The following is a 25591-nucleotide window of genomic DNA, read 5'->3' on the forward strand; positions in this document are numbered from 1 at the left end:
CGCGGGTGCGCGTGTACGGTCAGGCGGCGTGCGGAGGCTTGAGCGCGCGGAACCATGCCAGGCTGTCGTAGGTCGACGCGAGCGGGCGGTATTCGCAGCCGACCCATCCGTCGTAGCCGATGCGGTCGAGGTGATCGAAAACGAACGGGTAGTTGATCTCGCCAGTGCCCGGCTCATGGCGGCCGGGCGTATCGGCGATCTGAATGTGGCCGATCATCTTTTGATATTTATCGATCGTCGGCGTCAAATCGCCTTCCATGATCTGCATATGATAGGCATCGTACTGCAGACGCAGGTTCGCGGCTTCGACGCTTTCGATGATGTCGGCGGCCTTCGAAGTCGTATTGATGAAATAACCCGGGACGTCACGAGTATTGATGGCTTCGATGAGCAGCGTGATGCCATCGCCGGCAAACGCCTGCGCGGCATAGCGAAGATTTTCGACATAGGTCTTGCGCATGGCGCGGACGTCGCCGCCGAGCGGAGCGACGCCCGCGAGGCAGTGAAGGCGCTCGCAGCCAAGCACCGCAGCGTATTTCGCGGCGCGGGCAACGCTGGCGCGGAATTCACCGACGAGATTGGGAAAGATAGCAAGGCCGCGTTCTCCGGCCGCCCAGTTTCCAGCCGGCAAATTGAAGAGCACAAGCCGGAGACCGTTGGCGTTCAGGCGCGCGTGAATATCCTCGGCCTCGAAGTCGTAGGGAAACATAAACTCGACCGCCTCGAAACCCGCAGCGGCAGCCGCCTCGAAGCGGTCGAGGAACGGCAATTCGTTGAACAGCAGCGACAGGTTGGCTGCAAATTTCGGCATCGGTTTTTCCGGATCGTTAGGGGGAGACGCGGGCGCGATGCGCGGCTTTGAGGCGCTGGAAATCGTCGCCTGCATGAAATGACGATCGCGTCAGGGGTGAGGCTGCGACGAGCAGGAAGCCCTTGGAGCGGCCGGCTTGCTCGAGGCCTTCGAACTCTTCAGGGGCGACGTAGCGTTTGACCTCGGCGTGGCGGCGTGTCGGCTGGAGATATTGGCCGATGGTGAGGAAATCGACGTCGGCGGAACGCAGATCATCCATTACTTGCAGGACTTCCTCGCGTGTCTCTCCGAGGCCGACCATCATGCCGGATTTCGTGAACACGGCTGGGTCTATTTCCTTTGCCCGTTGCAGCAATCGGAGCGAATGGAAATAGCGGGCGCCGGGGCGGATCTTCAAATACAACCCGGGAACCGTTTCGAGGTTGTGATTGAAGACGTCGGGACGGGCTTCAATGACGATTTCGAGCGCGCCGTCCTTGCGCAGAAAATCGGGCGTCAAAACTTCAATCGTCGTCGCGGGTGAGGCTGCACGGATGGCGCGGATGGTCTCGGCGAAATGAGTGGCACCGCCGTCGCTGAGATCATCGCGATCGACCGAGGTCACGACGATATGTTCGAGCGCCAGCTTGGCGACGGCATCGGCGACACGCTTCGGCTCCTCGGGATCCAGCGCGGCCGGCAATCCAGTCGCGACGTTGCAGAAGGCGCAGGCGCGCGTGCAGACGCCGCCCATGATCATCATCGTCGCGTGCCGCTTCTGCCAGCAGTCGCCGATGTTGGGGCAGGCGGCTTCTTCGCAGACGGTATGCAGCCGATGGCCGCGCACGATCGAGCGGGTCTCATGATAGCCGGGCGATCCGGGCGCGCGGACGCGAAGCCAATCCGGTTTCGGCAGTGTCGGCGTTTCCGGACGCGCAGCCTTTTCCGGATGGCGTGGGCGCGGGGTCATGCCGACGTTATCGAGAAGGGTGGTCAATGTCGCCATCAGGCTGGTGCGAGGATAGCGCAAGCATAGCTGTGGCGGCGCCGGGAATGCAACACGGCGTAAGTGCGGATCTGCTGCCCGTGGTCAGGGCCGGCGCATATAAAAAAGGGCAGCTCGCTACCGAACCGCCCTTTAATTTCTCTAGGCCATCAAAGGGGTTATTGAACCTGCACAGCGGCCTTCTGGACATGGACCGCCTCTGCGCCCGAGGCTGATGCCTTGGTGGCGGTGGGCGTCGCATCCGATTGACCCGTCGGGGCCGAGGCAGATGTCGGTTTGACCGGGTCGGGAACAGCAGCCATCGGGTCCGAGGACGGGTCGGACGTCGTGTCCGAGGCTACGGGCGATTTCGGAACCGCAACAGCAGCCGTCGATTTCTTCTTAGCAGGTGCGGCGTCGCTGACTTTCTTCTTCGGGGCTTCGTTCGAAGCGCGATCGTCGATCTCGGCCTTAGCCTCATGGACCTTCTTGGAAGGCTTTTCGGCGGTCTTCTTCTCGGCCTTCTCGAACGGCTGCGGCTTCTCAGCGACGAGATCGTCGTCGTCCTTCGTGGCGTCGCGCGAGGCCTGCTGGCTCTGATCGGGTTCATCGGCTGCCGGAGACGACTGTTGCTTCTTCGGCTGATCCCAGAAGAACAGGCTTTCGATGCTGCCGCCCGACGACTGGTTCGAAGCCGTGCGCGTCTGCGTCTTGCCGGAGCCATAAGCTCCGTACGAGTAGCTCGAAGAGCTGGACGGCGCCGGTTCGGCGGCTGCCGACTGCTGAGGCGCAGGCGCTGCGGCCGCTCGCGGGTTCGAATCCTTGTCGGTATAGCGCGGAAGGCTGCTGCCATCCGAGATGGTCTGCGTCTTGAACTGCTGCCACGTGACAGTGACGCGCGTCCCGACCGGGATCCGCGGGTAGAGATCGAGGACATCCTCGTTCGTCATGCGGATGCAGCCGTGCGAAACCGCCTGGCCGATGGTCCAGGGGGCATCGGTGCCGTGGATGCGATAGGCGCTCGAGCCCAAGTACATGGCGCGAATGCCGAGTGGGTTCATCGGGTGGCCGCCGGGAACCCAACGCGGCAGGCGCGGATTGTTGCGGACCATGTCGGGGGTCGGCGTCCACGGCGGGTTGACGCGCTTCGAGGTCACGCTGGTGACGCCCTGCCAACGCGCTTCGCCGGTCGGGATCGCGACCGGATAGGTCAGCGCGACGCCGGGTTTCATGATCCAGTAGAGGCGACGATCGGAGAACGAAACGATGATCTGGCCGGGCTTAAATTGGGGGTCGAATGACACGACGCTGCGGCCGCCGCCGTATTCCGGACTGCCGCCCCAAAGGAAATCGACAAGATCCTCGGCTTTGGCCGAAGACGCGGACATCGCACTGCCGGCCATGACGATGGCGGCAAGGGCAAGTCCGCTGAGGCGACGGGGCAGGTTCATCAATGGGGATGCTCCGATTTGGCAACAATAGTTAACTTTGCGCAGAACGAGGGGTCATCCTGTGCGTCGAAAGATGAAAGGCCGGTATAGTTCAGGACAGTTTTGCCCGGCAGAGCAGGGAAGTCACAGTTTCCCAAGGATTGTGCTCGAGCCTCTGACTTTCCTCGTATTTTCCCAAATTTTTGCACTGCGTGTTGCGGTTCGATGACGGTGCGGACGGTGTTCGTTCTTTGTCTGAACCACCTTGACGCGCAGTGGGTCAGTTTGAATTTTTTGGACGCTTAATGTTCCCGGCGTTGGCCGCGGGACTGTTGAAAAATTAGGCGCGCAAGCGCAGTGCCAGCCAAAACAAGCCCAGACGCTTCGGCTTTCGCTCAAAGCGCATCCCTTGTCGTTTCTGCGCGACGATTTTCGCGGCGACGGCGTGCTGTCGTGCGAGGATCTCGGCAAGGTGAAAGACGGCGCATGGGTGCGCGTCGCGGGTGTCGTGCTCGTGCGGCAACGGCCGGGAAACGGTACGGTCATATTCATGACCATCGAGGACGAGACCGGCATCGCCAATGCCGTCATCTGGCCGAAGCTGCTTGAAAAGTTCCGCAAGGTCGTGATGACGTCGCGGTTGATCCTGATCGAGGGACGCGTGCAAAAACAAAAGGAGGAACACGCCGACATCATTCATGTCGTCGCTGCAAGGCTGATCGATCGAAGCGACTGGCTGCTACGGCTTTCGGAATGGGCGGCCGACATGGCCGTGCCGGTCGCGAACGCCGATGAAGTGATCCACCATCCCGAACCGGGCTCCGCGCATCCGAGCCGCAAGGAGGCGCGCATTCATCCGCGGTTCTCGCGCGGGCCGAAGCCGCGGCATCCGCGTAACGTGCGGATCATTCCGAAGTCGCGCGATTTTCATTGAGGGCATGCATCACCGCACGAGCGCACGCGCGATGATGCCGGTTCGCTACCTGATTATTTGCAGGCGTTCTGCCAGGAGGTGCATTCAGTGCCGAACGTGCCGGGCTGGCATTTGGTGTGGACGGGGCCTTTGCCCGCGCGACCCTTGGCTTCGATGATGTTGGCGAGACCATGAGTTGACATGACCACAGCAAGATCGTGCGTCAGGCCATCGCCGACAGCGGCGACCCTTGTGCAATCCCCTGCTTGAGCCGTCGCTGAAAGCGCGCACATGACTGTCGCAGTCGCGAACCCGAGTTTCAATGAGTGCATCTGCCCCTCCGGATAAATGGGTCTCCCGGCCGGGAACCTAGTCGAGCGCCGAGTTCGAAAGACAGCCGGCCGCCCCGTGCTATAAACAAAGGAATTGAGGGCGTGCTGGAATTGCCACTCACTCTTTAGGGAGCGTCTGCAATCCGGCATGCGGAGTAAGCATGGAGTTCTGCTCATGACAGGAAAGTCCGAGGCGATCACGACCGGCCGGTTTGATATCGGGCAGGTTGCCGCCTCGTTCCCTTCGTCCGCCACGACTCTGCTCGTCGACCGTTATCTGACGAATCGGGAAGCGGCGAGCGCGCGCGTTTTCCGGGTCTATAAGCCGACGCCGCCGCATTATCATGCGACGTGTGATGAATATCTTTATGTGTTTTCGGGGCGCGGCACGTTCTGGATGAAGGACGCTTCGACGATTTCGGAGTTCGGGCCGGGACAGCTGTTGTTTTTCGAGAAGGGCACGATTTATGCGCTTCCCGATATTCTCGAAGAGCCGGTGGTGTTTCTGTCGGTCGATACGCCGCGGCGCGATCCGAAGGACGTGATTTTCGTCAACCCGCAAGACGGCACGCCAGAGAGCTTCGTTCAGCAGAGCTACTGAGAACAGATCCGTGCTCTGCTCGCCGACAATTTGAACTATATCGTGCCCGGAGACGGAATGGCGTTTCGGACTTTTATCGCGTTTCTCTATCTGCTGGCGGCAAGCGCGGCGACGGCACAGGAATTCCGGCCGCCCCCGGAAGCTGCATCGGGAACGACAGAGAAAACTCTCGTTACCGCCAAGCAGCATATGGTCGTTGCGGCGGAGCCGTTGGCAGCCGAAGCCGGGCGCGAGATCCTGAGAAAAGGCGGCTCGGCGGTCGACGCGGCGATCGCGACCGAGCTTGTGCTCGGGCTTGTCGAGCCGCAGTCGTCGGGTCTCGGCGGCGGCGCCTTCATCACCTATTGGGATGCGAAATCGCGGTCGGTTGCAACGATCGACGGGCGCGAGACCGCGCCTGCGGCGGCAAAGCCGGATCGGTTCCTTCGGAAGGACGGCGCGCCGATGGCGTTTAAGGATGCCGTTCTATCGGGACTGAGCGTTGGCGTGCCGGGGCTGCTGCGGGCGCTCCACGCGGCGCACGCCAAATACGGCAAACTGCCATGGAAGAGTTTGTTCGAGCCGGCGATCCGTCTCGCAGATGAAGGCTTTCCGATTTCGCCACGACTCGCCGCGCTTCTGAAAGCGGAGAACCCTGAAGACTTTCCGCAGGATGCTCGCAGCTATTTCTTCGAAGGAGGATCGAGGCCGCGTGCGGAGGGCGAACTGCTGAAAAATCCCGACTACGCGGCGACGCTTCGCATCATCGCGGACAAAGGGCCGGACGCGTTCTATTCGGGAGAGATTGCGGATGCGATCGTGGCGGCGGCGCGGAGTGCGAAGACCATTCCCAGCGACATGACGGCGGTAGATATTGCTTCATACACCGCAAAGGAACGTGAGCCTGTTTGCGCTGGATATCGAGGCCGCAGCGTTTGCGGCATGGGTCCACCGTCGTCAGGCGCTTTGACGGTCGGAGCGGTGCTGAAGCTCATCGAACCGTTTTCGCAAGTACATGGGCCGTCTGCTTTGATGACGGCGCCGGCGCTCAACATCATCGCGGAAGCCGAGAAGTTGGCGTACGCCGACCGCAATCGCTATATCGCTGACCCGGATTTCATCGCGGTGCCTTCAGGGTCGCTTGACGACGCATACATCGCCGAGCGGAGAAAGCTGATCGATCCGAACAAGGCGATGGCGAAAGCGGAAGCCGGATTGCCGCCGGGTCTGGCGAAAAAGACCTTCGGCATCGATGCGACGTTCGAGGTGCCGGGCACAACACAGGTTTCGATTATTGACGATGACGGCAATGCGCTCGCCATGACGGCGACGATCGAAAGCGCGTTCGGTTCGCATCTTTGGGCGAAGGGCTTCCTGCTCAACAACGAGCTGACGGATTTTTCGTTCAAGCCGGTCGACGATAACGGTGTTGCCGTCGCCAATAGAGTGGAAGGTGGCAAGCGGCCCAGAAGCTCGATGGCGCCGACGATCGTGCTCGGCGCCGACGGCGCGCCGGAGATCGTGACCGGATCACCGGGCGGCTCGCAGATCATTCTTTATGTCGTTAAAACTCTGGTCGCCATGATGGATTGGGGTCTCGATGCGCAGCAGGCGGCCGCGCTTACGAATTTCGGCAGCCAGGGAGGCCCGTTTCTGATCGAATATTCGTTGCCGGTCGTGTGGCCTGCATACGAATTAACGTCCTACGGCCAGGCGGTCACTGCAGTAACGATGACATCGGGCGTCAATACCGTTGCGCGACGTGATGGAATGCTTCAGGGCGGAGCAGATCCGCGCCGCGAGGGTGTCGCTCTCGGCGACTGATCAATGCTAGTGAAAGCGGAAAGTTCTGACGAGTTTCAGCCTTGAGCCATCGTTCCATAACCATCGTCGGCGCCGGCATCTTCGGCCTGTGGCAAGCCTATACGCTTGTGCGTGCGGGCTATCGGGTTCGCCTAGTCGAGGAAAGCAGTGAACCGTTCGAGCGGGCGTCAAGCCGCTGGGCCGGAGCGATGATCGCGCCGGAATGCGAAGCCGAGGCAGCGCCCGCAATCGTTCGCGATCTCGGGCGTGAGGCGCTTGGCATCTGGCGTGCGCAATATCCGCATACAATCAACAAGGGCACGCTGGTCGTGGCGCAGGCGCGCGATGCCGCCGATCTCGGACGGTTTGCGAAGCTGACTGAAAGGCATCAGGCAGCCGACGCTCGCTTAATCGGTCAGCTCGAACCGGCCCTCGCCCATCGCTTCGAACGCGGGCTCTATTTCGAAGGCGAGTCGCATCTCGATGCCCGCAAAGCGATGGGGTGGCTGCTTGATGAAATTCGAGGGAACGGCGGAGACGTCCGGTTCGGCACGTCGTGGGATGAGCGCGCCGACGGCGTTCTGATCGATTGCCGTGGCATCGGGGCCCGCAATGACCTGGCCGCGCTGCGCGGCGTTCGTGGTGAGCGGGTTCTTATCGAGACGCGGGACGTGCGCCTGGCGCGGCCCGTTCGGCTCTTGCATCCACGCCAGCCAATCTACGTCGTTCCACAGGGCGATGGCCGGTTCGTCGTCGGCGCGAGCGTGATCGAACGCGAGGACAACGGGCCAATGACGCTTAAATCGGCTCTCGATCTTCTGGGTTCAGCCTACGCTCTGCACCCGGCGTTCGGCGAGGCGTCGGTGCTGGAGATGGGCGCGGGCGTCAGGCCGGCTTTTCCCGACAACGTGCCGCGCATTCTCGTTGAAGAGGGTGGGCGCGTCATTCACGTCAACGGCGCCTACCGGCACGGGTTTCTGCTGGCGCCGGTGCTGGCGCGGGAGGTGCTGCGGTTCCTATCAGACGGCCGGCGTGAGGGGCTGTTGTTCAGCGCTGCCTGACGCGGTCGCCTTCGCGGCGATCGCCTGTTTTGCGAGTTCTAGGCTCGCCGCATAGTCGGGCTTGCCGGAGCCAAGCAACGGAATTTTGCTGACGACAAGCACCTCGGCGGGAACCATCAATTCGGTGGCGCCCTTCTGGCGGGCGAATTTCAGGAAGTCTTCGCGCTTGCAGGTTGCGTCCGTCGTTAGCAGCAAGAGGCGTTCGCCCTTGCGTTGATCGGGGACGGCGACGACGACACTGATGTGTTGTGGCCAGAGCTCGGCAGCCAAAGCTTCGACGGCCGAAAGCGAAATCATCTCGCCGCCGACTTTGGCGAAACGCTTGGCGCGTCCTTTGATGAAGATGAAGCCCTGCGGATCGATCTCGACGATGTCGCCGGTGTCGTGCCAGCCGCCTGTCGGCGGTTCAAGGACGCCTGGATGTTCAGCGCGATAATAACCGAGCATGACGTTCGGGCCGCGCACGTAAAGGCGCCCGCCCTGTTCGATGCCGGGTACGTGTTCCAGCTTGTAGTCCATCAACGGCGACATGCGGCCGACGCTATGCGCCTTATTCGCGAGCGGCGTGTTCAACGACAAGACCGGCGCCGTTTCGGTGACGCCGTAGCCTTCGAGAATGCGGACGCCGAAGCGGTCCATGTAGAGCTGACGAGTGCGATCCTTGATGGCTTCGGCGCCGGCGACGACGAGGCGCACGCGCGCGAAGTCGTATGGATGGGCGGCGCGTGCGTAACCGGAGAGGAACGTGTCGGTGCCGAACATGATCGTCGCGTTCGACTGGTACACGAGTTCGGGAATGATGCGGTAGTGCAGCGGCGTCGGATAGAGATAGATCGGAACACCGGCGATGAGCGGCATCAACACACCCGCCGTCAGTCCGAACGAATGGAACACCGGCAGCGCATTGAACACTTTGTCGGTGCCGTTGCAAGCGACGCGCGTCAGCGTCTGCGCGCAATTGGCGAGCAGGTTGCGATGTGACAGCACGACGCCTTTCGGCGTTCCTTCGGAGCCCGACGTGAAGAGGATGGCGGCGGGGGCATTGAAGTCGACCTCGACCTGCTGGCGGCCGCCCTGCCAAAGTCCTTTCAGCTTGTCGGAGAAGGTGATCGTGGCGCGTATGTCTTCGAGATATATGACGCGGGCGACGCCTTCGATGGCCTGAATCAGAGATTCGAAATGTCCCTTCTCGACGAAGACGCGCGAGGTCAGGACGACATCGACTTTCGCGGCTTTACAGGCCGACACCACATTCGCGGCGCCAGCGGAGAAGTTCAGCATGGCCGGAACGCGGCCGATGGTCTGGAGCGCAAAAAACGTCACCGCGACACCGGCGGAATTCGGTAAGAGGACGCCGACGGACGATCCGACGGGCGGCAGCATCGGAGCGATCTTGGCACCCAAGACCTGCGCGCCGACGATCAGCTTCTTGTAGGTCAGCTTGGTGCCGAGCGGATCTTCGATCGCGGGCTTACCGGTGTCGCGCGTCTTGTGCGCCAAGACGAGGGCTTCGAACAGTGTTTGGTCGATCGGCGTCGTCAGCACGGCCGTGTCGGTCATGACGTCCTGCAGCGCCGCGCCGGCTGCCTGGCGCCGGGCCTTGCCGCGTAACGCCGGATCGATTTTCAACCACACAGGCGGAAGAATGGTGACGGTGATCTTCGGGAACCAGGCTTTCTTGGTCTGCGCCTTGCTCAGATAACCGAAGTGAGAACGTTCGGCGCCATCGATGCGGACGGGAACGATCGGCGCGTCGGCCTTGTCGGCGATCACGGCGGTGCCGTCGTAGACCTTCATAAGGCCGCCGGTGACGGTGAGTCGGCCTTCCGGGAAGATGACGAGCGAGGCGCCGTCCCTCACGGCCTGAATGAGATTGCGCATGCCGAGGGGGCGCGTCGGGTCGATGGTATAGAACGTCGCCAATTTCAGGAATGGTTTTGCCCACCACTTCTGAGAGATGTCGGTATCGACGGCGTAAGCGGCGTGCGACGGCAGCAGCGAGTGCAACAGTAGTGCGTCGAGCAGGCTCACATGATTGGGTGCGATCAGGGCGCGCTCTCCGGCCTTTGGCATATTTTCAAGGCCGTGCACTTCCAGGCCGAAGAATGTCTTGAAGAGAAAGAGCCCGACATCCTTGATGCCTTCTCGTCCCCAGGCGCGAAGAACGAGCGCGACGACGACGAGGTTGGCGATGCCAAGTGCCGCGTAGGGCGCGGCGACGGGGATTTTCTCGAATTGCAACACTGCGATCAGCAAGCCGACGGCGGTCATGAAGGCGGCGGACAGGACGTTACAGCCGGCGATGACGCGCGATCGGCGCTCGACGGGCGACCACGCTTGAACCGCTGCGAACGACGGCACGATGAAAAGGCCGCCCGCGACCGCGATGCCCGCGAGGTCAATCAACATACGAAGGCCGCTGATCGAAGCGAGGACGTCGGCGGGCGTCATCGGAGTTGGGGCGCGCTCAATTCCAGACGCAAGCCACGCGAGATCGAGCAGGAAAATGCCCATCAGCAGCGCGCCGATCGGCACGAGTGCGAGATTGGGCCGGTTGGTGCTGGCGCGGGCCGCGATGACCGAGCCGACGGCAACGGCGACGGCGAATGTGAAGAGGGCGAGCGTGTAGACCGACGGCGCGCCGTTCAGGACTTGCGGAATGAGATTTTGCAGAAGGGCCAACACCGCGGCGCCGACCAGCCAGAACCAGGACGTAATCAGCGCGCCTTGCCAGATGCGTTTATCTGAGCGCAGGTCTTTCAGCAGTGTGACCGTCGACGTGACGATGTTCTTGTCGATTTTCAAATCCGGCACGGACGACGGCGCGGGCGGAATGAAATTTGCGGAAAACCAGCCGAGTACTGAAATGCAGACGATGGCAATCGAGACCGCGATCAGTTCCACGTGGCTGCCGGATGCGAAGTTGCCGCCGACGGTGCCGATCAGGATGGCGATGAATGTCGCGCCCTCGATCAACGCGTTGCCGGACGGCAGTTCCTTGACCTCAAGATGCGAGGGGAGAAGACCATATTTCACCGGTCCGAAAAACGCGCTCAAGGTTCCGAACAGGATCAGCGCCGCGAACAGCAGTGGCACCGACGGCAAGAGGAATCCGGCGGCGGCTACGACGGCAATCGGTATTTCGATCAGGCGGACGCGGGCGGCCACTTTGGCCTTGTCGAACTTGTCGGCGAGTTGTCCGGCAAGCGCCGAAAATAGGAAGAATGGAAGGACCAGCGCGGCGCCCGCGAGCGTGCCGAGGGCGGGCCCGTTTTCCATCGCAAGCTTATAGACGACCAGCATCGCCAGTGCGTTCTTGAGCAGGTTGTCGTTCAGCGCGGCGAGCAGCTGGCTCCAGAACAGCGGTGCGAAGCGACGCGACGACAGCAGGCGGGCGAACATGGTCGAGCGATCCTCAAAATTCGAGAGCCGGGAGCTTGACTGGAGCAATGCGGCGGATTGGCGGGCTCTTTTGACTGATTTTGAACATATGGGGTAAAAATTTGGCGCACGCTCTGGTAAACGGCGTTGAACTTCCCATGTCGGGCGATCACTTCAGAAGGCAGGCGATGGTACAACCCGAGGGCCGGATCGAACTCGTGCTCAACGGCCGCAAGGCCGAGAGCGCGGCTCGTACCCTGGCGGCGCTGGTCGAAGAGCAAGGGCTTCAGGACGCCAAGGTCGCGACGGCGCTGAATGGGCAGTTCGTGCCGGAAGCTCTCCGTGCTACGACGGCGCTGGGCGGCGGAGATCGCGTCGAGATCGTTTCGCCCCGGCAAGGCGGCTAGATAAGGTCTTTCGGTCGGCATGAATATTCGCGACGAGACGCTGCACGATGCGCAGAGCTTTGCCATCTATGGCGAGAAGATCGCCTCGCGTCTATTGCTCGGGACCGCGGGGTATCCTTCTCCCGCCATCGTGAAAGGTGCGGCGAAGGCTTCCGGCGCAAATGTCGTCACCGTGTCGCTGCGTCGAGAGTCGGCGGGCGGGAAGCTCGGCGAACGGTTTCTCGATATCATTCGCGATCTCGGCGTCAGGGTGCTTCCCAACACGGCCGGATGCCGGACCGTCGCCGAAGCCATCGCGACGGCGCAGATGGCGCGCGAGCTTTTCGGCACCGACTGGGTCAAGCTTGAAGTGATCGGCAACGACGACACCTTGCAGCCCGATGTTTTCGGCTTGGTCGAAGCGGCAGGCACGCTGACGCGCGATGGCTTCAAAGTGCTTCCCTACACGACGGAAGATCTTTCTGTCGCCGAGCGCCTGCAGCGCGCCGGTTGCGAAGTCATCATGCCGTGGGGTGCGCCGATCGGCAGCGGGCGTGGATTGGCGAACGCGCAGGCCCTGAAGAGCTTGCGGGCGTATTTCCCCGACGTCACGCTCATCATCGATGCGGGAATCGGTGCGCCGTCCCACGCCGCGTACGCGATGGAACTCGGATACGATGCGGTGCTGCTCAATACGGCGGTTGCCAAGGCGGCTGATCCCGTGCGCATGGCAGCGGCATTTGCCGCCGCGATTGAGGCCGGACGGCTCGGCTATGAGGCAGGTCTGATACCCGCTCGCGACATGGCGGTGCCATCGACGCCGGTCGCCGGGACGCCCTTTTTCGATCTCGAATGAGCAGTGAGCATCGAGATCGCCACGCATGAGGCTCGAGCGCTTTTATCCCATCGTGCCGGACGTCGAATGGCTGCAGCGCATCGTTCCGCTTGGCGTCAAGTTCGTGCAGCTTCGCATCAAGGACGCGTCGCGAGCCGATGTTGCGGCGCAGGCCAAGCGTGCGGCGAAGATCTGCGCGGACCACGGATGCACGCTCGTTCTCAATGATTATTGGGATGTGGCTCTCGATGCGCGGATTGGCTTTGTGCATTTGGGGCAGGAAGATCTACGCGACGCCGATCTTGCGGCGCTGAAGCGGGCGGGCGTCAAAGTCGGGATATCGACGCACGATCATGCGGAACTCGAACGAGCGCTCGCCGCCGAGCCCGATTACGTCGCGCTGGGGCCGATTTACGAGACGAAGCTCAAGGCGATGCGATGGGCGCCGCAAGGGCTTGATAAAATTAAGGAATGGCGCCGGAAAATCGGCAGTTTGCCGCTTGTCGCGATCGGAGGGTTGACGCCGGAGCGGGCCGATGGCGTGCTCGCGGCCGGTGCCGACAGCCTTGCGGTTATTACGGATTTCGTGACAGCCGCCGATCCCGAGGCGCGGATCAAACTCTGGTTGCGACAGTTACAAGCTCGATAATTGCCGTGTTTTCGTGTTAACCAAATCCTCGTGCGCTGATCGTTTATGACAGTTTTGTGTGGTTCGCATTTACATTATCGCCCGCCTTCTCCGGAATTCAGAGCCGTTCCTGCATGCCGTATCGCTTCAAGATCAACGAGCCCATCGAAAAGGGCGTTCGCCGGATAGCGCGCGAACAGCTTGATGTGGCGCTGACCGAACTCGGGGGCGAGCACGTCGGTCCGAAGAACGTGCATGAATGCCGCAAATCTTTGAAGAGGTTGCGCGCGCTGATGCGTCTCGTCGCCGGATCAGTCGGTGACAAGAAGGCCCGGCGGCGCATCAAATCGCTCGGCGAGATCGCGCAGCTGCTATCGGCTCGCCGCGATCAGACCGTCATGCTCGGGACGATCGAAAAGCTTTCCCGAGACGTCGCTGGCGCGGCCGAGGTGTTTGCACCTCTGAAAGCGGGTCTTACGGGCCAGAAGGCTGCCGATCCGGAGACGCTCGATCCTAAAATTGCCGAGCGCGCACGTTTGCTGCTGCTACAGGAATCCAAGAAATTCGCGCGGATGGAGCTCGGCAAACGGGGCTTTGCTGCTTTGGCGGGAGGGCTCGAAGCAAGTTACCGGCAGGGACGCAAGGCATCGAGCTACGCCTATGAAGAACCGACGGATGAAAACTTCCACGACCTGCGCAAGGCTGTGCAATGGCATTGGCGGCAGATGTCGCTGCTCGCGAAGGCGTGGCCGGAGGAATTTGCCGTTCGCGTCGATGCCGCCCGGGAATTGTCGCAACTACTCGGCGACGATCACGACCTGGCAATTCTTATCGCGGCGGCTTCGAAATCGGACACAATGACGGCCGAACAGAAGGAGGGGGCCGTCGCCATCTGTCGGCATCAGCAGGAGATCCTGCGGGCGACCGCCGAATATCGTGCCGCGCGGCTTTTTGCGGAGAAGCCCGAAGCGTTCATCGGCCGGGTCGCCGTCTATTGGCGTTGCAGCAGGTCGCTTGATCCGCGTCTTGAAGTCTCGCCCGTTGCGGGCCAAGTAGCAGCAGCGGACCATGATTTGTCGGCTGTTGCGGACGCGACACTCGCGGCGAAGGACAAGCGTCCGGTGGCCGCGAAGCCGAGACTGGCGGCCAAGTCCGAAACGTCGGTCCCGTCGCAACGCCGCGCCTGATCCGCTAGGATCACAAACGAATGCCGGCGCCGGGAGAGCAGATGAACGAAGTTCCCAAACAGGAACGCTTTGGCGGCGCCGAGAGCGCCATGCCTGAAGGGCATCCGCCAGTCGCGAGTGGCCGGCTCGGCGTGCTGCTCCTCAATCTCGGGACGCCGGACGGCACGGACTATTGGCCGATGCGCCGCTATCTGAAGGAATTTCTTTCCGACGAGCGCGTGATCGAAGAGCCCAAGTGGAAGTGGTGGCCGATCCTCAACCTCATCATCCTGACGGTGCGTCCATCGCGCAAAGGCCGGGATTATGCGACGATCTGGAATAACGAAAAGAACGAAGGGCCGCTGAAGACAATCACGCGGAACCAGGCCGAGCAATTGGCGCAGCGGCTCGGCAACGATCCGCGCATCGTCGTCGATTGGGCGATGCGCTATGCCAATCCGACGACGGAGAGCCGGATCGAAGCGCTCAAAGCGCAGGGCTGTGACCGAATTCTGCTGGTGCCGCTTTATCCGCAATATGCGGCCGCGACGACCGCGACGGCAAACGATCAGGCATTTCGCGCACTGATGAAGATGCGATGGCAGCCGGCGGTGCGTACCAGTCCGAGCTATCACGATCACCCCGCCTATATCGACGCGCTGGCGCGATCGATGACCGCGCAACTCGCGCAACTCGATTTCGAGCCTGAAAAGATTATCGCGACATTCCACGGGATGCCGCAGAAATATTTCGCGGCCGGCGATCCCTATCATTGCCAATGTCAGAAAACTTCGAGGCTGTTGCGTGAGAAACTGGGTATTGCGGAAGAACGCTGGTTGACGACTTTCCAATCCCGGTTCGGAAACGATCCATGGCTTCAGCCCTATACCGATAAAACGGTCGAGGCGCTGGCGAAATCGGGCATAAAAAAGATTGCACTCGTCGCGCCCGGCTTTTCAGCGGATTGTCTTGAGACGCTCGAAGAACTCGACAAGGAAAACCGCCATATCTTTAAATCGAATGGCGGAGAGAAGTTTGCGTATCTGCGGGCCCTAAATGACAGTCCCGAAGGAATGGATGTCATAGAGGCCGTGGTTCGGCGCGAGCTTTCGGGGTGGATTTAACAAGCGAAAAAGCGGCGGCTATTTTTTCTCCGCTAATTGCCGTTCAATTTCCGTCCTTTTGCCGCCTTATATCGCCATATTAGCCAATTTTTACGGATTGTTTGTTTCCGGGACTTAAACCCGGTGGACGAATTCCCATTTTCAATTCGATTCGCTCGCGAGGGAGAACGGAAATGTCCGGCTTTGGCGGCTTTGAGTCTTTTGGCTTCATTCTATTGGCGGCCGCGATCTGGGCGCTTTGGTCCACGGTCAAGATCGTTCCACAGGGATCGAATTACACGGTCGAGAACCTGGGGCGCTACACGCGGACGCTTTCGCCCGGGATGCACATCCTGATCCCGATCCTCGAGCACGTGACGCACAAGCTCAACATGAAAGAGCAGGTGATGGACATTCCGAGCCAGGATGTCATCACCCGCGACAACGCCATGGTCCGGGTGGACGGGGTCGCGTTCTATCAAATCCTGAATGCGGCGAAGGCTGCCTACGAGGTGGATAATCTCGAGCACTCCATCGTCAATCTGACGATGACGAACATCCGTACCGTGATGGGCTCGATGGACCTCGATGAGCTGCTTTCCAATCGCGATCAGATCAATCACCGACTGCTGCAGGTTGTGGACGCCGCCACCGAGTCCTGGGGCGTGAAGGTCACACGCATCGAGATCAAGGACATCGCGCCGCCGCGCGATCTCGTCGACAGCATGGCTCGGCAGATGAAAGCTGAGCGTGAGAAGCGTGCGCAAATCCTTGAATCGGAAGGCCTTCGTCAGGCGGCTATCTTGAAAGCCGAGGGCGAAAAGCAGGCCGTTGTGCTCGAAGCCGAGGGCCGCCGCGAAGCTGCCTATCGCGACGCCGAAGCCCGCGAGCGCGCGGCCGAAGCCGAGGCGAAGGCGACGAAGTTGGTGTCGGAGGCAATCGCCAGCGGTAATGTCCAGGCCATCAATTACTTCGTGGCGAACAACTACATGAAGGCGTTGGAAGCCTTGGCGAAGTCGCCGAACCAGAAAATCATCATGATGCCTCTGGAGGCGTCGTCCGTCATCGGGTCACTCGGCGGCATCGCGCAGATCGCGGGCGAAGCATTCGGTGGCGACGGTGGCGGTCCGAAGCCGCAAGGTCCGCGGACGCCGAGATCGGGCTCGGTTCCGAGCGCCTAACGCACCAAGATCGCAGCTAGCGTAGAGGGAAGGAACAGGATCAATGCAAGCCGTTTCGTCACTGGTCGAGCAGTTCGGGCCGTGGCTGTGGTTCGCGCTCGCGGTTTTCCTCTTCATCATGGAATCGATTGTCCCCGGCGTGCATTTCGTCTGGTTCGGGCTTTCGGCGCTGATCGTCGGCGTCATCGGACTGACGACATCGTTCGGCTGGCAATGGCAGCTCATTGCATTCGCGCTCATCGCGCTGGCCGCGGTGTTCTGGGTCCGGCAAAAGAGCCGCGAGGAATCAGCCAAGCCCGATGTTCCTGATCTCAACGTGCGCGGCGCGCAATACATCGGCCGTCTGGTGACGATCGAAGACGCCATCGTCAACGGGCGCGGGAAAGTTCGCGTCGGCGACACGGTTTGGGTTGCGGAAGGCGAGGACGGCCCGAAAGGGGCGAGCGTCAGGGTCACGGGCGTCGATGGCACCGTGCTGGTCGTATCGCGAGCTTAATTTTAGGTCTGTCAGGCAACGCCGGCGCGAAGCAAATCGTGGACGTGCACAATGCCGACCGGCTTCTGCTTCTCGACCACGAAAAGCGCGGTAATGCGCGATGAATTGATGAGTTCCAGCGCGGCTGAAGCGAGCAATGTGGGTGCGATCGTCTTCGGTTTCGTCGTCATCACTTCGGCGACGTTCGCTTGCAGCAGCTTAGGCCCCATGTGACGGCGCAAGTCACCGTCGGTTATGACGCCGATCAGCTTGCCCTTGGGATCGACGACCCCGACGCAGCCGAAGCTCTTTTCCGTCATCGCGACAAGGGCGTCGGCCATCGATGCGCCGCTGGCGATCAACGGAAGGTTCTCGACCTGATGCATCACGTCGGAGACGTACTTGAGATTGGCGCCGAGGGAGCCGCCGGGATGAAAGATCTTGAAGTCGTGGGCGGTGAACCCGCGTGCATCGAGAAGCGCAATCGCGAGGCTGTCACCGAGAGCAAGCTGGATTGTCGTCGAAGTCGTCGGCGCCAAACCGTGAGGGCAAGCTTCCTTGACGCGCGGTAGCTGCAAAACGACGTCGGCTTGCTCGCCAAGTGCGGAATTCGCCTGGGACGTAACGGCGATCAACGGTACCGCGAAACGGCGCGAATAGGTGATGATCGGCTTCAGCTCGACGGTTTCGCCCGACCATGAGAAGGCGACGATGATGTCTGCCTGCGTGATCATGCCGAGATCGCCGTGCGAGGCTTCGCTCGGGTGGACGAAGAATGCAGGCGTTCCGGTCGACGCGAAGGTCGCGGCGATTTTCTGGGCGACGTGACCGCTCTTGCCGATGCCGGTGACGATCACGCGGCCGCTGACGGCTTTGAGCTTGCGGACCGCTTCGTCGAATGAGGCCGCCATCGGGCCTGACATTTCGCGCGCGAGTTGGGCGAGGCCTTCGGCGCCGAGGTTGAGCGTGCGCAGAGCCGACGAGATCGGCGTCGTTTCATTATCGGGCGCGGTATCGGGACCGCGTCTGTCACCGTCGGGCAGCTGAAATGGAACGACCTTTTGCATGCCGTCGATGTCCCCCGTTTATCGGCCCCCGAAGCAGAGCATAAACGACCGCGGGGACGACGTTAACACTTTTCGCGTTCCTCGGCCGATAACGCAAGCGCGGCCACGCACACGGCCGCAATTAACCAAAATTCCTGGGGATGGACGGCAGGTCGTTCGCGGTTCGCCGGCGAAGCTGGCGACAACGAGGCGCCGCCGCGAATGATGATTCGCGGCGGATCAGCACTTGTGAAGCAAGTCGGATTTCAGGGATTGGCGCCGATCAGGCGTTTCAGGTCGCGGCGGAAGTCGTCGGCGAGATCGGCGCGTTCGAGCGCAAGCGCGACGTTCGCCGTCAGGAAGCCGAGCTTGGAACCGCAATCGTAGATGTCGCCATCAAAGCGGACGGCGTGAAACGGTTGGTCGGCATCGCTCATCAGCGCGATCATCGAATCGGTCAGCTGAATTTCGCCGCCCGCACCGCGTTCCTGCTTTTCCAGAAGACCGAAGACTTCCGGCTGTAAGACGTAGCGGCCCGTGATGTGCAGATTGGACGGCGCCGTGCCGGGCTTCGGCTTTTCGACCATTTCGGTGATGGGCGAGACTTTCGCCTTGGTGTCTTTGACACCGACGATACCGTACTGGTGCGTCTGGTCTTCCGGGACGGGAGCCACCGCAATGAGGTTGCCGCCGGTTCGCGCATAAGCGTCGATCATATCGGCGAGGCAAGACGACTTGCCGTGATGGAGCATGTCGGGAAGCAGCAGCGCGAACGGCTCGTCGCCGACCAGTTCACGCGCGCACCACACGGCGTGGCCGAGACCGAGCGGGGCTTGCTGGCGTGTGAAGCTCGTCTGTCCCGCTTGCGGCAGATCGCGGGCGAGCGCCTCGATCTCCTTTTTCTTGCCGCGGGAGGCGAGGGTCGCTTCGAGTTCGAACTGCTTGTCGAAGTGATCCTCGATGACGCCTTTGTTCCGTCCAGTGACGAATATGAAATGCTCGATACCGGCGGCACGCGCTTCATCGACGACGTGCTGAAGCACGGGCCGGTCGACGACGGTCAGCATTTCCTTGGGAACCGCCTTGGTTGCGGGAAGAAATCGGGTGCCGAGTCCTGCGACTGGAAAGACTGCTTTGCGAATAGGTTTCTTTGCAGCGTTCATCATATGCTCCGTAGGCGGGCGGACTGACCCGCTAAGGTCAATTGCTCACAATTTAGATTTAATGGAGGTCAGCCGATAAAAATTGTCGCGTGGGGGGACTGTAGCAAGCTATTTGCAACGGGTTCGGTCTCTATTAGGTCTGAGATGGGCCGGCAGAATCAGACGTGGACGTCGGTATAGAACTCGGGAGTTCATTGCAACTATGAGCGTGCTTGTCACGGGAGGCGCTGGCTATATCGGCAGCCACATGGTGCTGGAACTTCTGGATGAGGGCGAAGAGGTCGTCGTCATCGACAATTTGTCTACGGGATTTCGGTGGGCGGTCGATCCGCGGGCGACGTTGGTCGTGGGGGATATTGCCGATACCGGACTCGTCAAGGAAACGATCCTTTCCCATAACGTAAATGCGATCATCCATTTTGCGGGATCGGTCGTGGTGCCGGATTCGGTTGCCGATCCGCTCGGCTATTATCTGAACAATACGGTCAAATCGCGAGGATTGATCGCGGCAGCGGTCGAAACCGGCGTCAAGAATTTCATTTTTTCCTCGACAGCGGCCGTTTATGGCAATCCGGAGGAAAATCCCGTTTCGGAGGTGGCTCCGCCGGCGCCGATGTCGCCCTACGGGTCTTCGAAGCTCATGACCGAGATCATGCTTTCGGATGCCTCGCGCGCCCACGATTTCCGCTTCATTGCGCTCCGCTATTTCAACGTGGCGGGAGCCGATCCGAAGGGACGGTCGGGGCAATCGACGCCGCGAGCGACGCATCTGATCAAAGTTGCGTGCGAGGCAGCGCTCGGCAAGCGTCCGCACTTGGAAGTGTTCGGCATCGATTATCCGACGCCGGACGGCACGTGCGTGCGCGATTACATCCACGTCAGCGATCTTGCCATTGCCCACTCGGTAGCGCTCGATCATTTGCGTCGGGGCGGGGCGTCGGATATTTTCAACTGCGGATATTCCAAGGGCTATTCTGTTCTCGAGGTCGTCGCAGCGGTGAAGCGAGTCTCGGGCGTTGATTTCAAGGTTCTTCTTTCGCCGCGGCGTGCGGGCGATCCGGCGGCCATCGTTGCAGGATCGGCCAAAATCCGGGAAAATCTCGGCTGGCGACCGCAACACGACAATATCGAGCAGATCGTGGCGCAGGCGCTCAATTGGGAGCGGCGCGTCGACGAATTGAAAGCTGCTGCACTGGCTGGTTGAGCCGCAAAAATGCCCTGAAAATCCGTCACTCGCAGCAAGTATGACGCGAGTATTCACTGAAGCTATCCGGAAAGCAGCGTGGCCATGCCCCTGAAGCGACGGTATCTCATGGCATTCGCAGCGGCCATAGCATGGTTGCTCGGATCGGTGCCGGCGATGGCCGAGCCGCCGCCGATGCAGGATTTCCGTGCCTTCATCGCGAGCCTTTGGCCAGATGCCAAGGCCGCGGGCGTCAGCCGAAAAACCTTCGACGCGGCTTTCGCCGGTGTGAAGCCGGACTACACCATTCCGGACCTCGATCTTCCGGGGCGGCCGAAGGTCGATAATACCGGGCAGGCCGAGTTTACGAAGACCGCCGCCGATTATCTTTCGAAGCCGTATCTGGAGAAGCTCGCGGTGCAGGGGCGGCAGTTCCTGGCCGATCATAAGGCGGCGCTCGAGCGGATCGAAGGACTGACGGGTGTCGATCGCTATACGCTCGTCGCGATCTGGGGTCGCGAAACGGCTTACGGCAGCTATCATCCGCCGAACGATGCAATCCAGATGCTGGCGACGCTGGCGTTCGTCGGCAAGCGCAAGGACCGCTTTCATGACGAGCTGATCGCGGCGCTGGTCATGCTGCAGCAGGGCGTGCCCCGGTTGGATATGAAATCGTCGTGGGCCGGCGCAGTGGGGCTCACTCAGGCGATGCCGACGGAATATCTCAAATTTGCGATCGACGGAGACGGCGACGGTAAGATCGACATCTGGCGATCGGTGGCCGACGCGCTGGCATTTACCGCACGCCAGCTTGAGGCCAAAGGCTGGGTCCGGGGCGCGCGCTGGGGATACGAGGTCATCGCGCCGACCCATGCCGACTGTTCGCTCGAAGGGCCGCCCGATGCGCGACCGATCGGCGACTGGGTGAAGATGGGATTCAAAAAAGCGGGCGGCCGTCCGTTCACGAAGGCCGAGCTGTCTTCGGACGCTTACCTGATGATGCCAGCGGGCGCCTATGGCCCAGCCTTCCTCGCGGCGCAGAATTTCCGCGTTATTAGGCTCTACAACACGTCCGACCTTTACGCGCTGTTCGTGGGAAATCTCGGCGACCGGATTTGCGGCGGCGGCGACTTCGCGACGCCGTGGAAATCGTTCTCGCAGCCGAAAACCCGGACCGTTGCGGGAATCCAATCTCGGCTGCAGCAGCTCGGATTCCCGATGGACAAGATCGACGGGAAGATCGGCTCCAACACGCGCAAGCAAATCGGACTCTATGAGAAATCCAACGGGCTGCCGATCGATTGCTGGCCGTCGGAGCGGGTATTGGCGCACGCGGAATCCCAGGCGGCGCGGCGTTGAGCGAGCTGGCTGCTGGGCAATTGCGACATTGGAGCGCCGGACCCAAGGCTGTATGCTAGGCACCGGATTTGCCGGCCCGGCGGCTTGGAGCGTGTGAAAGGCACCTGAAGGCATGATCGCCTTTTCAAGGCATGTCCGCTTTTGGAGCGCGGCAATCGTCGTCGCGCTCGCGGTTGTGCTCGCGCCGTCGGCTTGGTCGGCGGACGACGATCAGGCAGGGACCTTTCTGACTTCGTTTCCCGACAATGACGTCTATCAGGTGAGTGTTTTCGGCGACGATTTCGCGCCGGGGCTGCTCAGAGGATTGACTGCGGCATTCAACGCCGATGCCCGGCTCGACATCCAGAAGCAGGTGACGCCGATCGCGGGAATCGCGATGCCCAATTTCGATTCCAAAGTCGCGGCGCTGGAGAAGGCGATCGCCGGCCAGACGTTCAATATCGCGATCGTGATGACCGGGCAGGACGACCGCATTTCGATCAAGGGTGCTGACGGCAAGCGGCTTCCGATCGGGAGCGAAGCCTGGATGATCGAATATACCCGCAGGATCGATCGCCTGATGCGCGTGTTCAAGACCCGCAACGCGGCGGTCTATTGGGTCGGCTTGCCGAACCTTGGGCGATCGGATGCCAACGATCTCGCGCAGCGCATCAACGATGCGATCCGCGAACGAGCCTACCTCAACGGGTACAAATATATCGATACGTATCAGGGCTTCACGGACGACAACGGCGATTATTCGGCTTATGGCCCTGATCTCGACGGCGCGATAAGGCTGTTGCGGCTTCGCGACGGCGTCAACTTCACGGAAGCGGGAAATCGCAAGCTGGCGCATTTCGTCGAAAAAGAGCTTCGTCCGGACCTCATTCAGGCCAAGGCCAACAGGAACATTCCGCTGCTTGGTTCGGAAGCCGAACAGGCAAAGATCAATCCGGACAACGCTGTAAAAACTCCGGCGCCGTCGTCACCGGTGGCGATGGCTGGCGATTCCAATCAGAAGACGCCGGTCGTGCGTTTTCACGGCGCGAGCGGGACGCCCGGACAATCAGGCGATTCTTCCGGCGACCAGAAGGAAGACAACGGCAAAGTCGTTCTGAAAATCATCGGCAGCAACGGTCGCGAGGAAACGCAGACGATCCCGATCGTCAGGCCTGCCATTCCAGCAGCTGTGGTGGCGCTGATGGCGCGGCGGGAAGCGTCGGGACAGCGTGGCGATCTGCTGGTCGATCAGATTGCGGGCGGCTTCACGTTGATGAGCTCGATTTCGCCGTCGGGCAATCGCGATCGGGGCCGGTTGTCGCCGACGCAGGCGCCGTACTTCAGGCTGCTCGTCAAGGGCGAACGTCTGCAGCCGAAGCCCGGGCGCGCCGACGACATGACATGGCCGCCGAAGCCCGATACGACGAGCCAGGCGAAGAGCCTGGAGCTATCTCCGCGCGGATAGCTCGATGACGCGATCGATTTGTGGCAGCGGGAAACGGCGTTCGGCCAGCGCATGACATTCTGGGTTTTCGCTTCGGTGTTGCTTGCGGCAGCGCTGCATGCGTCTTGGAATGCGGTTATAAAAAGCGCCGACGACAAAGTGTTATCGATGATCATGGTGGCGACATCGGCTGCCGTCGCGTCCGCGGTTTTGCTGGTCTTTGTCGAGGCACCACAGCGAGACAGCTGGCCTTTCATCGCCGCGTCTGTCGCGATCCACGTTGTTTATTTTTCGCTCGTGGGATTGGCCTATCGCATCGGCGATATGGGGCAAACCTATCCATTGATGCGGGGAACCGCGCCGTTTCTCGTCGCGCTGGTTGGTGCGTTCGTGATCGGCGAGAGACTTCTCACTACCGGCGTGGGTCGGCGTGCTGCTGATCTGCGCCGGCATCATCACGATGGTTCGTGACGCCAAAACGGGCGATGTCAGGAGCGTCTACGTGGCGCTTCTCAATGCCATCGTGATCGCGAGCTACACCTTGGTGGACGGCGTGGGCACGCGGCTGTCTCAATCTCCCGCCGCTTATGCCGCGTGGGTGTTCATGCTTACCGGCATTCCGCTTGCGGGGTGTGTCGTGGCCCGGAAACGAGCGGAGATTGCCCGCATGTTCGCATCGCAAGGCGGGGCAGCTGCTGTGGGCGGTGTCGCGACGGTCGTATCCTACGCCATCGTTCTGCACGCGATGACGCTGGCGCCGGTGGCGATGGTTGCGGCTCTCAGGGAGACGTCGATCCTATTCGGAACCGCTATCGCCGGTCTTTTCCTTCACGAGCGTCTCGGACCGGCGCGGCTCGTCGGCGCTGGTCTCATCGGGCTCGGGGCGGTGGCGCTGCGTCTCGCGTGAGTTCGACCGGGCTCATTAGCGCGGAAGGACGGTCGATCCCATCAGGAACTTGTCGATCGCATGCGCTGCCTGTCGGCCTTCACGGATCGCCCAGACGACCAGCGACTGACCGCGGCGGATGTCGCCGGCGCAGAAAAGCTTCGTCGACGTCGCGAGCTTATAGTCGCGGTCGGTTGCGTCGAGCCCCTTGAAGCGGCCGCGCGGCACGACGGGAAGTGCGAATTCCTTGACGATGTCCGACTCGATCGGACCGGAGAAGCCCATCGCGAATAGCACGAGGTCGGCGTCGAGTGCGCCTTCCGTGCCTTTGATCGGCTGCAGGTTGGCGTTGACGCGCGTGTAGTGAAGCTTTTTCACCTTGCCGTCGTCGCCGCTGAAGCCCGTGGTCGAGATGGAATATTCGGTATTGGCGCCTTCCGCCTGCGACGAGGAGATGCGCAGCTTCAACGGCCAATGCGGCCAGGAGAGCGCCTTGTTCTCCTTTTCCGGCGGCATCGGCATGATTTCGAGCTGGGTGACGCTCAGCGCGCCCTGGCGGAAGGATGTGCCGATGCAGTCGGAGCCGGTGTCGCCGCCGCCGATGACGACGACGTGCTTGTCCTTGGCCGAAATCTCTTTCGTCTTCGGCTTCTGCGGCTCGCCGGAGTTGCGGCGGTTCTGCTGCGGCAGGAAATCCATGGCGTAGTGCAGGCCATTGAGATCGCGGCCCGGCGATTTGGCGAAAAAGTCGAACGGTTGCTCTGAGCCGATCGCGATCAAAACGGCGTCGTGCTTGGATTCGAGATACTTCGCCGAGAGATCCTGGCCGACGTGGATGCCGCAATGGAATGTCACGCCTTCGGCTTCCATCTGCTTCACGCGGCGGGCTATGACGCCCTTTTCCATCTTGAAGTCGGGAATGCCGTAAACGAGCAGTCCGCCGGGCTTGGCGTTCTTTTCGTAGACGTGGACCTCGTGACCGGCGCGCGCGAGCTGCTGCGCGGCGGCGAGGCCGGCGGGGCCAGAACCGATGACGGCAACCTTCTTGCCGGTCTTCTTCTCGGGCGGCAGCGGCTGGATCCAGCCTTCCTCCCAGGCGCGGTCGGCGATGGAGCATTCGATGGTTTTGATCGTGACCGGCGTGTCGTCGATGTTGAGCGTGCAAGAGGCTTCGCACGGTGCCGGGCAGATGCGGCCGGTCACTTCGGGGAAGTTGTTCGTTGAGTGCAGATTTTCGGCCGCTTCCTTCCAGTCGCCGCGATAGGCGAGATCATTCCAATCAGGGATCTGATTGTTGACCGGGCAGCCGTTGTGGCAATAGGGGATGCCGCAATCCATGCATCGCGCCGCCTGCTTTTTCAGTTCAGGCTCGGACAGCGGAACGACGAATTCCTTATAGTGCTTCAGACGCTCTTCGACCGGCCGGTACTTGCGGTCGGCGCGCTCGATTTCAAGAAAACCTGTCGGCTTGCCCATACTTAA

Annotated in this window: 24 protein-coding genes; 16 read left to right on the plus strand and 8 right to left on the minus strand. The window is 61.3% G+C overall.

The features are described 5' to 3' along the window. Window positions 1–19: 19 nt before the first annotated feature. The 3 genes from otnI to QM780_RS00450 all read right to left on the minus strand — a co-directional run bounded on the left by otnI (window position 20) and on the right by QM780_RS00450 (window position 3226). Entirely contained in the window at window positions 20–811 is a 792-nt protein-coding gene (gene otnI, locus QM780_RS00440; RefSeq protein WP_415068517.1) for a 2-oxo-tetronate isomerase, read from the minus strand. A gap of 16 nt (window positions 812–827) precedes the next feature. Beyond that, window positions 828–1796: a lipoyl synthase gene (gene lipA / locus QM780_RS00445; protein ID WP_415068518.1), complete on the minus strand. Its 969-nt coding sequence runs from the start codon at window positions 1794–1796 to the stop codon at window positions 828–830. Window positions 1797–1954: 158 nt separating this feature from the next. After that, complete coding sequence (locus QM780_RS00450) at window positions 1955–3226, minus strand: L,D-transpeptidase family protein (protein WP_415068519.1); 1272 nt, start codon at window positions 3224–3226, stop codon at window positions 1955–1957. A gap of 388 nt (window positions 3227–3614) precedes the next feature. On the opposite strand from QM780_RS00450, the gene QM780_RS00455 reads away from it, so the two are divergent. Then, window positions 3615–4139 carry an OB-fold nucleic acid binding domain-containing protein gene (locus QM780_RS00455; protein WP_415068520.1) on the plus strand — a complete coding sequence of 175 codons (525 nt, stop codon included), beginning with the start codon at window positions 3615–3617 and terminating at the stop codon, window positions 4137–4139. Between the two features lie 53 nt (window positions 4140–4192). Here QM780_RS00455 and QM780_RS00460 read toward each other — a convergent pair whose 3' ends face one another. Beyond that, entirely contained in the window at window positions 4193–4450 is a 258-nt protein-coding gene (locus QM780_RS00460; RefSeq protein ID WP_415068521.1) for a hypothetical protein, read from the minus strand. A gap of 175 nt (window positions 4451–4625) precedes the next feature. Between QM780_RS00460 and QM780_RS00465 the strand changes: the two genes are divergently transcribed. Genes QM780_RS00465 through QM780_RS00475 form a run of 3 tightly spaced genes read left to right on the plus strand, consistent with a single transcriptional unit; the run spans window position 4626 to window position 7894 of the window. Next, a complete protein-coding gene (locus tag QM780_RS00465) occupies window positions 4626–5051 on the plus strand; it encodes a cupin domain-containing protein (protein ID WP_415068522.1) in 426 nt (141 codons plus the stop codon). A gap of 57 nt (window positions 5052–5108) precedes the next feature. Next, on the plus strand, window positions 5109–6854 hold the full coding sequence (gene ggt / locus QM780_RS00470; RefSeq protein WP_415068523.1) for a gamma-glutamyltransferase: 1746 nt from the start codon (window positions 5109–5111) through the stop codon (window positions 6852–6854). 41 nt (window positions 6855–6895) lie between these two features. After that, complete coding sequence (locus QM780_RS00475; RefSeq protein WP_415068524.1) at window positions 6896–7894, plus strand: FAD-dependent oxidoreductase; 999 nt, start codon at window positions 6896–6898, stop codon at window positions 7892–7894. Here QM780_RS00475 and QM780_RS00480 read toward each other — a convergent pair. After that, window positions 7853–11296: an acyl-[ACP]--phospholipid O-acyltransferase gene (locus QM780_RS00480; protein ID WP_415068525.1), complete on the minus strand. Its 3444-nt coding sequence runs from the start codon at window positions 11294–11296 to the stop codon at window positions 7853–7855. The two genes, QM780_RS00475 and QM780_RS00480, sit on opposite strands and share 42 nt — an antisense overlap. A 188-nt stretch (window positions 11297–11484) precedes the next feature. Between QM780_RS00480 and thiS the strand changes: the two genes are divergently transcribed. The 7 genes from thiS to QM780_RS00515 all read left to right on the plus strand — a co-directional run bounded on the left by thiS (window position 11485) and on the right by QM780_RS00515 (window position 17070). After that, entirely contained in the window at window positions 11485–11682 is a 198-nt protein-coding gene (gene thiS, locus QM780_RS00485; RefSeq protein WP_415071951.1) for a sulfur carrier protein ThiS, read from the plus strand. A 19-nt stretch (window positions 11683–11701) separates the two neighbouring features. Further along, a complete protein-coding gene (locus QM780_RS00490; RefSeq protein ID WP_415068526.1) occupies window positions 11702–12517 on the plus strand; it encodes a thiazole synthase in 816 nt (271 codons plus the stop codon). A 25-nt stretch (window positions 12518–12542) separates the two neighbouring features. Continuing rightward, complete coding sequence (locus QM780_RS00495; RefSeq protein WP_415068527.1) at window positions 12543–13145, plus strand: thiamine phosphate synthase; 603 nt, start codon at window positions 12543–12545, stop codon at window positions 13143–13145. 113 nt (window positions 13146–13258) lie between these two features. Then, window positions 13259–14311: a CHAD domain-containing protein gene (locus tag QM780_RS00500; RefSeq protein WP_415068528.1), complete on the plus strand. Its 1053-nt coding sequence runs from the start codon at window positions 13259–13261 to the stop codon at window positions 14309–14311. Window positions 14312–14352: 41 nt separating this feature from the next. Further along, complete coding sequence (gene hemH, locus QM780_RS00505) at window positions 14353–15414, plus strand: ferrochelatase (protein WP_415068529.1); 1062 nt, start codon at window positions 14353–14355, stop codon at window positions 15412–15414. Between the two features lie 173 nt (window positions 15415–15587). Next, complete coding sequence (locus QM780_RS00510; RefSeq protein ID WP_415068530.1) at window positions 15588–16574, plus strand: SPFH domain-containing protein; 987 nt, start codon at window positions 15588–15590, stop codon at window positions 16572–16574. 43 nt (window positions 16575–16617) lie between these two features. Next, window positions 16618–17070, plus strand: a complete 453-nt coding sequence (locus QM780_RS00515) for an NfeD family protein (RefSeq protein WP_415068531.1) — start codon at window positions 16618–16620, stop codon at window positions 17068–17070. Window positions 17071–17081: 11 nt separating this feature from the next. Here QM780_RS00515 and QM780_RS00520 read toward each other — a convergent pair whose 3' ends face one another. Then, window positions 17082–18116 carry a KpsF/GutQ family sugar-phosphate isomerase gene (locus tag QM780_RS00520; protein ID WP_415068532.1) on the minus strand — a complete coding sequence of 345 codons (1035 nt, stop codon included), beginning with the start codon at window positions 18114–18116 and terminating at the stop codon, window positions 17082–17084. Window positions 18117–18361: 245 nt separating this feature from the next. Further along, complete coding sequence (galU, locus tag QM780_RS00525; protein ID WP_415068533.1) at window positions 18362–19258, minus strand: UTP--glucose-1-phosphate uridylyltransferase GalU; 897 nt, start codon at window positions 19256–19258, stop codon at window positions 18362–18364. 202 nt (window positions 19259–19460) lie between these two features. On the opposite strand from galU, the gene galE reads away from it, so the two are divergent. From galE to QM780_RS00550, 5 genes are all read left to right on the plus strand, one after another. Continuing rightward, a complete protein-coding gene (galE, locus tag QM780_RS00530) occupies window positions 19461–20462 on the plus strand; it encodes a UDP-glucose 4-epimerase GalE (RefSeq protein WP_415068534.1) in 1002 nt (333 codons plus the stop codon). 84 nt (window positions 20463–20546) lie between these two features. Further along, on the plus strand, window positions 20547–21800 hold the full coding sequence (locus QM780_RS00535) for a lytic murein transglycosylase (protein ID WP_415068535.1): 1254 nt from the start codon (window positions 20547–20549) through the stop codon (window positions 21798–21800). A gap of 112 nt (window positions 21801–21912) precedes the next feature. After that, window positions 21913–23244 carry a DUF459 domain-containing protein gene (locus QM780_RS00540; protein ID WP_415068536.1) on the plus strand — a complete coding sequence of 444 codons (1332 nt, stop codon included), beginning with the start codon at window positions 21913–21915 and terminating at the stop codon, window positions 23242–23244. 51 nt (window positions 23245–23295) lie between these two features. Beyond that, entirely contained in the window at window positions 23296–23694 is a 399-nt protein-coding gene (locus tag QM780_RS00545) for a hypothetical protein (protein WP_415068537.1), read from the plus strand. Then, window positions 23654–24130 (plus strand): EamA family transporter, encoded by a 477-nt coding sequence (locus QM780_RS00550; protein ID WP_415068538.1) that lies wholly within the window; start codon window positions 23654–23656, stop codon window positions 24128–24130. The genes QM780_RS00545 and QM780_RS00550 overlap by 41 nt, the downstream gene beginning before the upstream one ends. A 15-nt stretch (window positions 24131–24145) precedes the next feature. On the opposite strand, the gene QM780_RS00555 is transcribed toward QM780_RS00550, so the two are convergent. Then, window positions 24146–25585: a glutamate synthase subunit beta gene (locus QM780_RS00555; protein WP_415068539.1), complete on the minus strand. Its 1440-nt coding sequence runs from the start codon at window positions 25583–25585 to the stop codon at window positions 24146–24148. Between the last annotated feature and the right edge of the window lie 6 nt (window positions 25586–25591).

Source organism: Hyphomicrobium sp. (assembly GCF_047600905.1).
GTDB lineage: Bacteria > Pseudomonadota > Alphaproteobacteria > Rhizobiales > Hyphomicrobiaceae > Hyphomicrobium_B.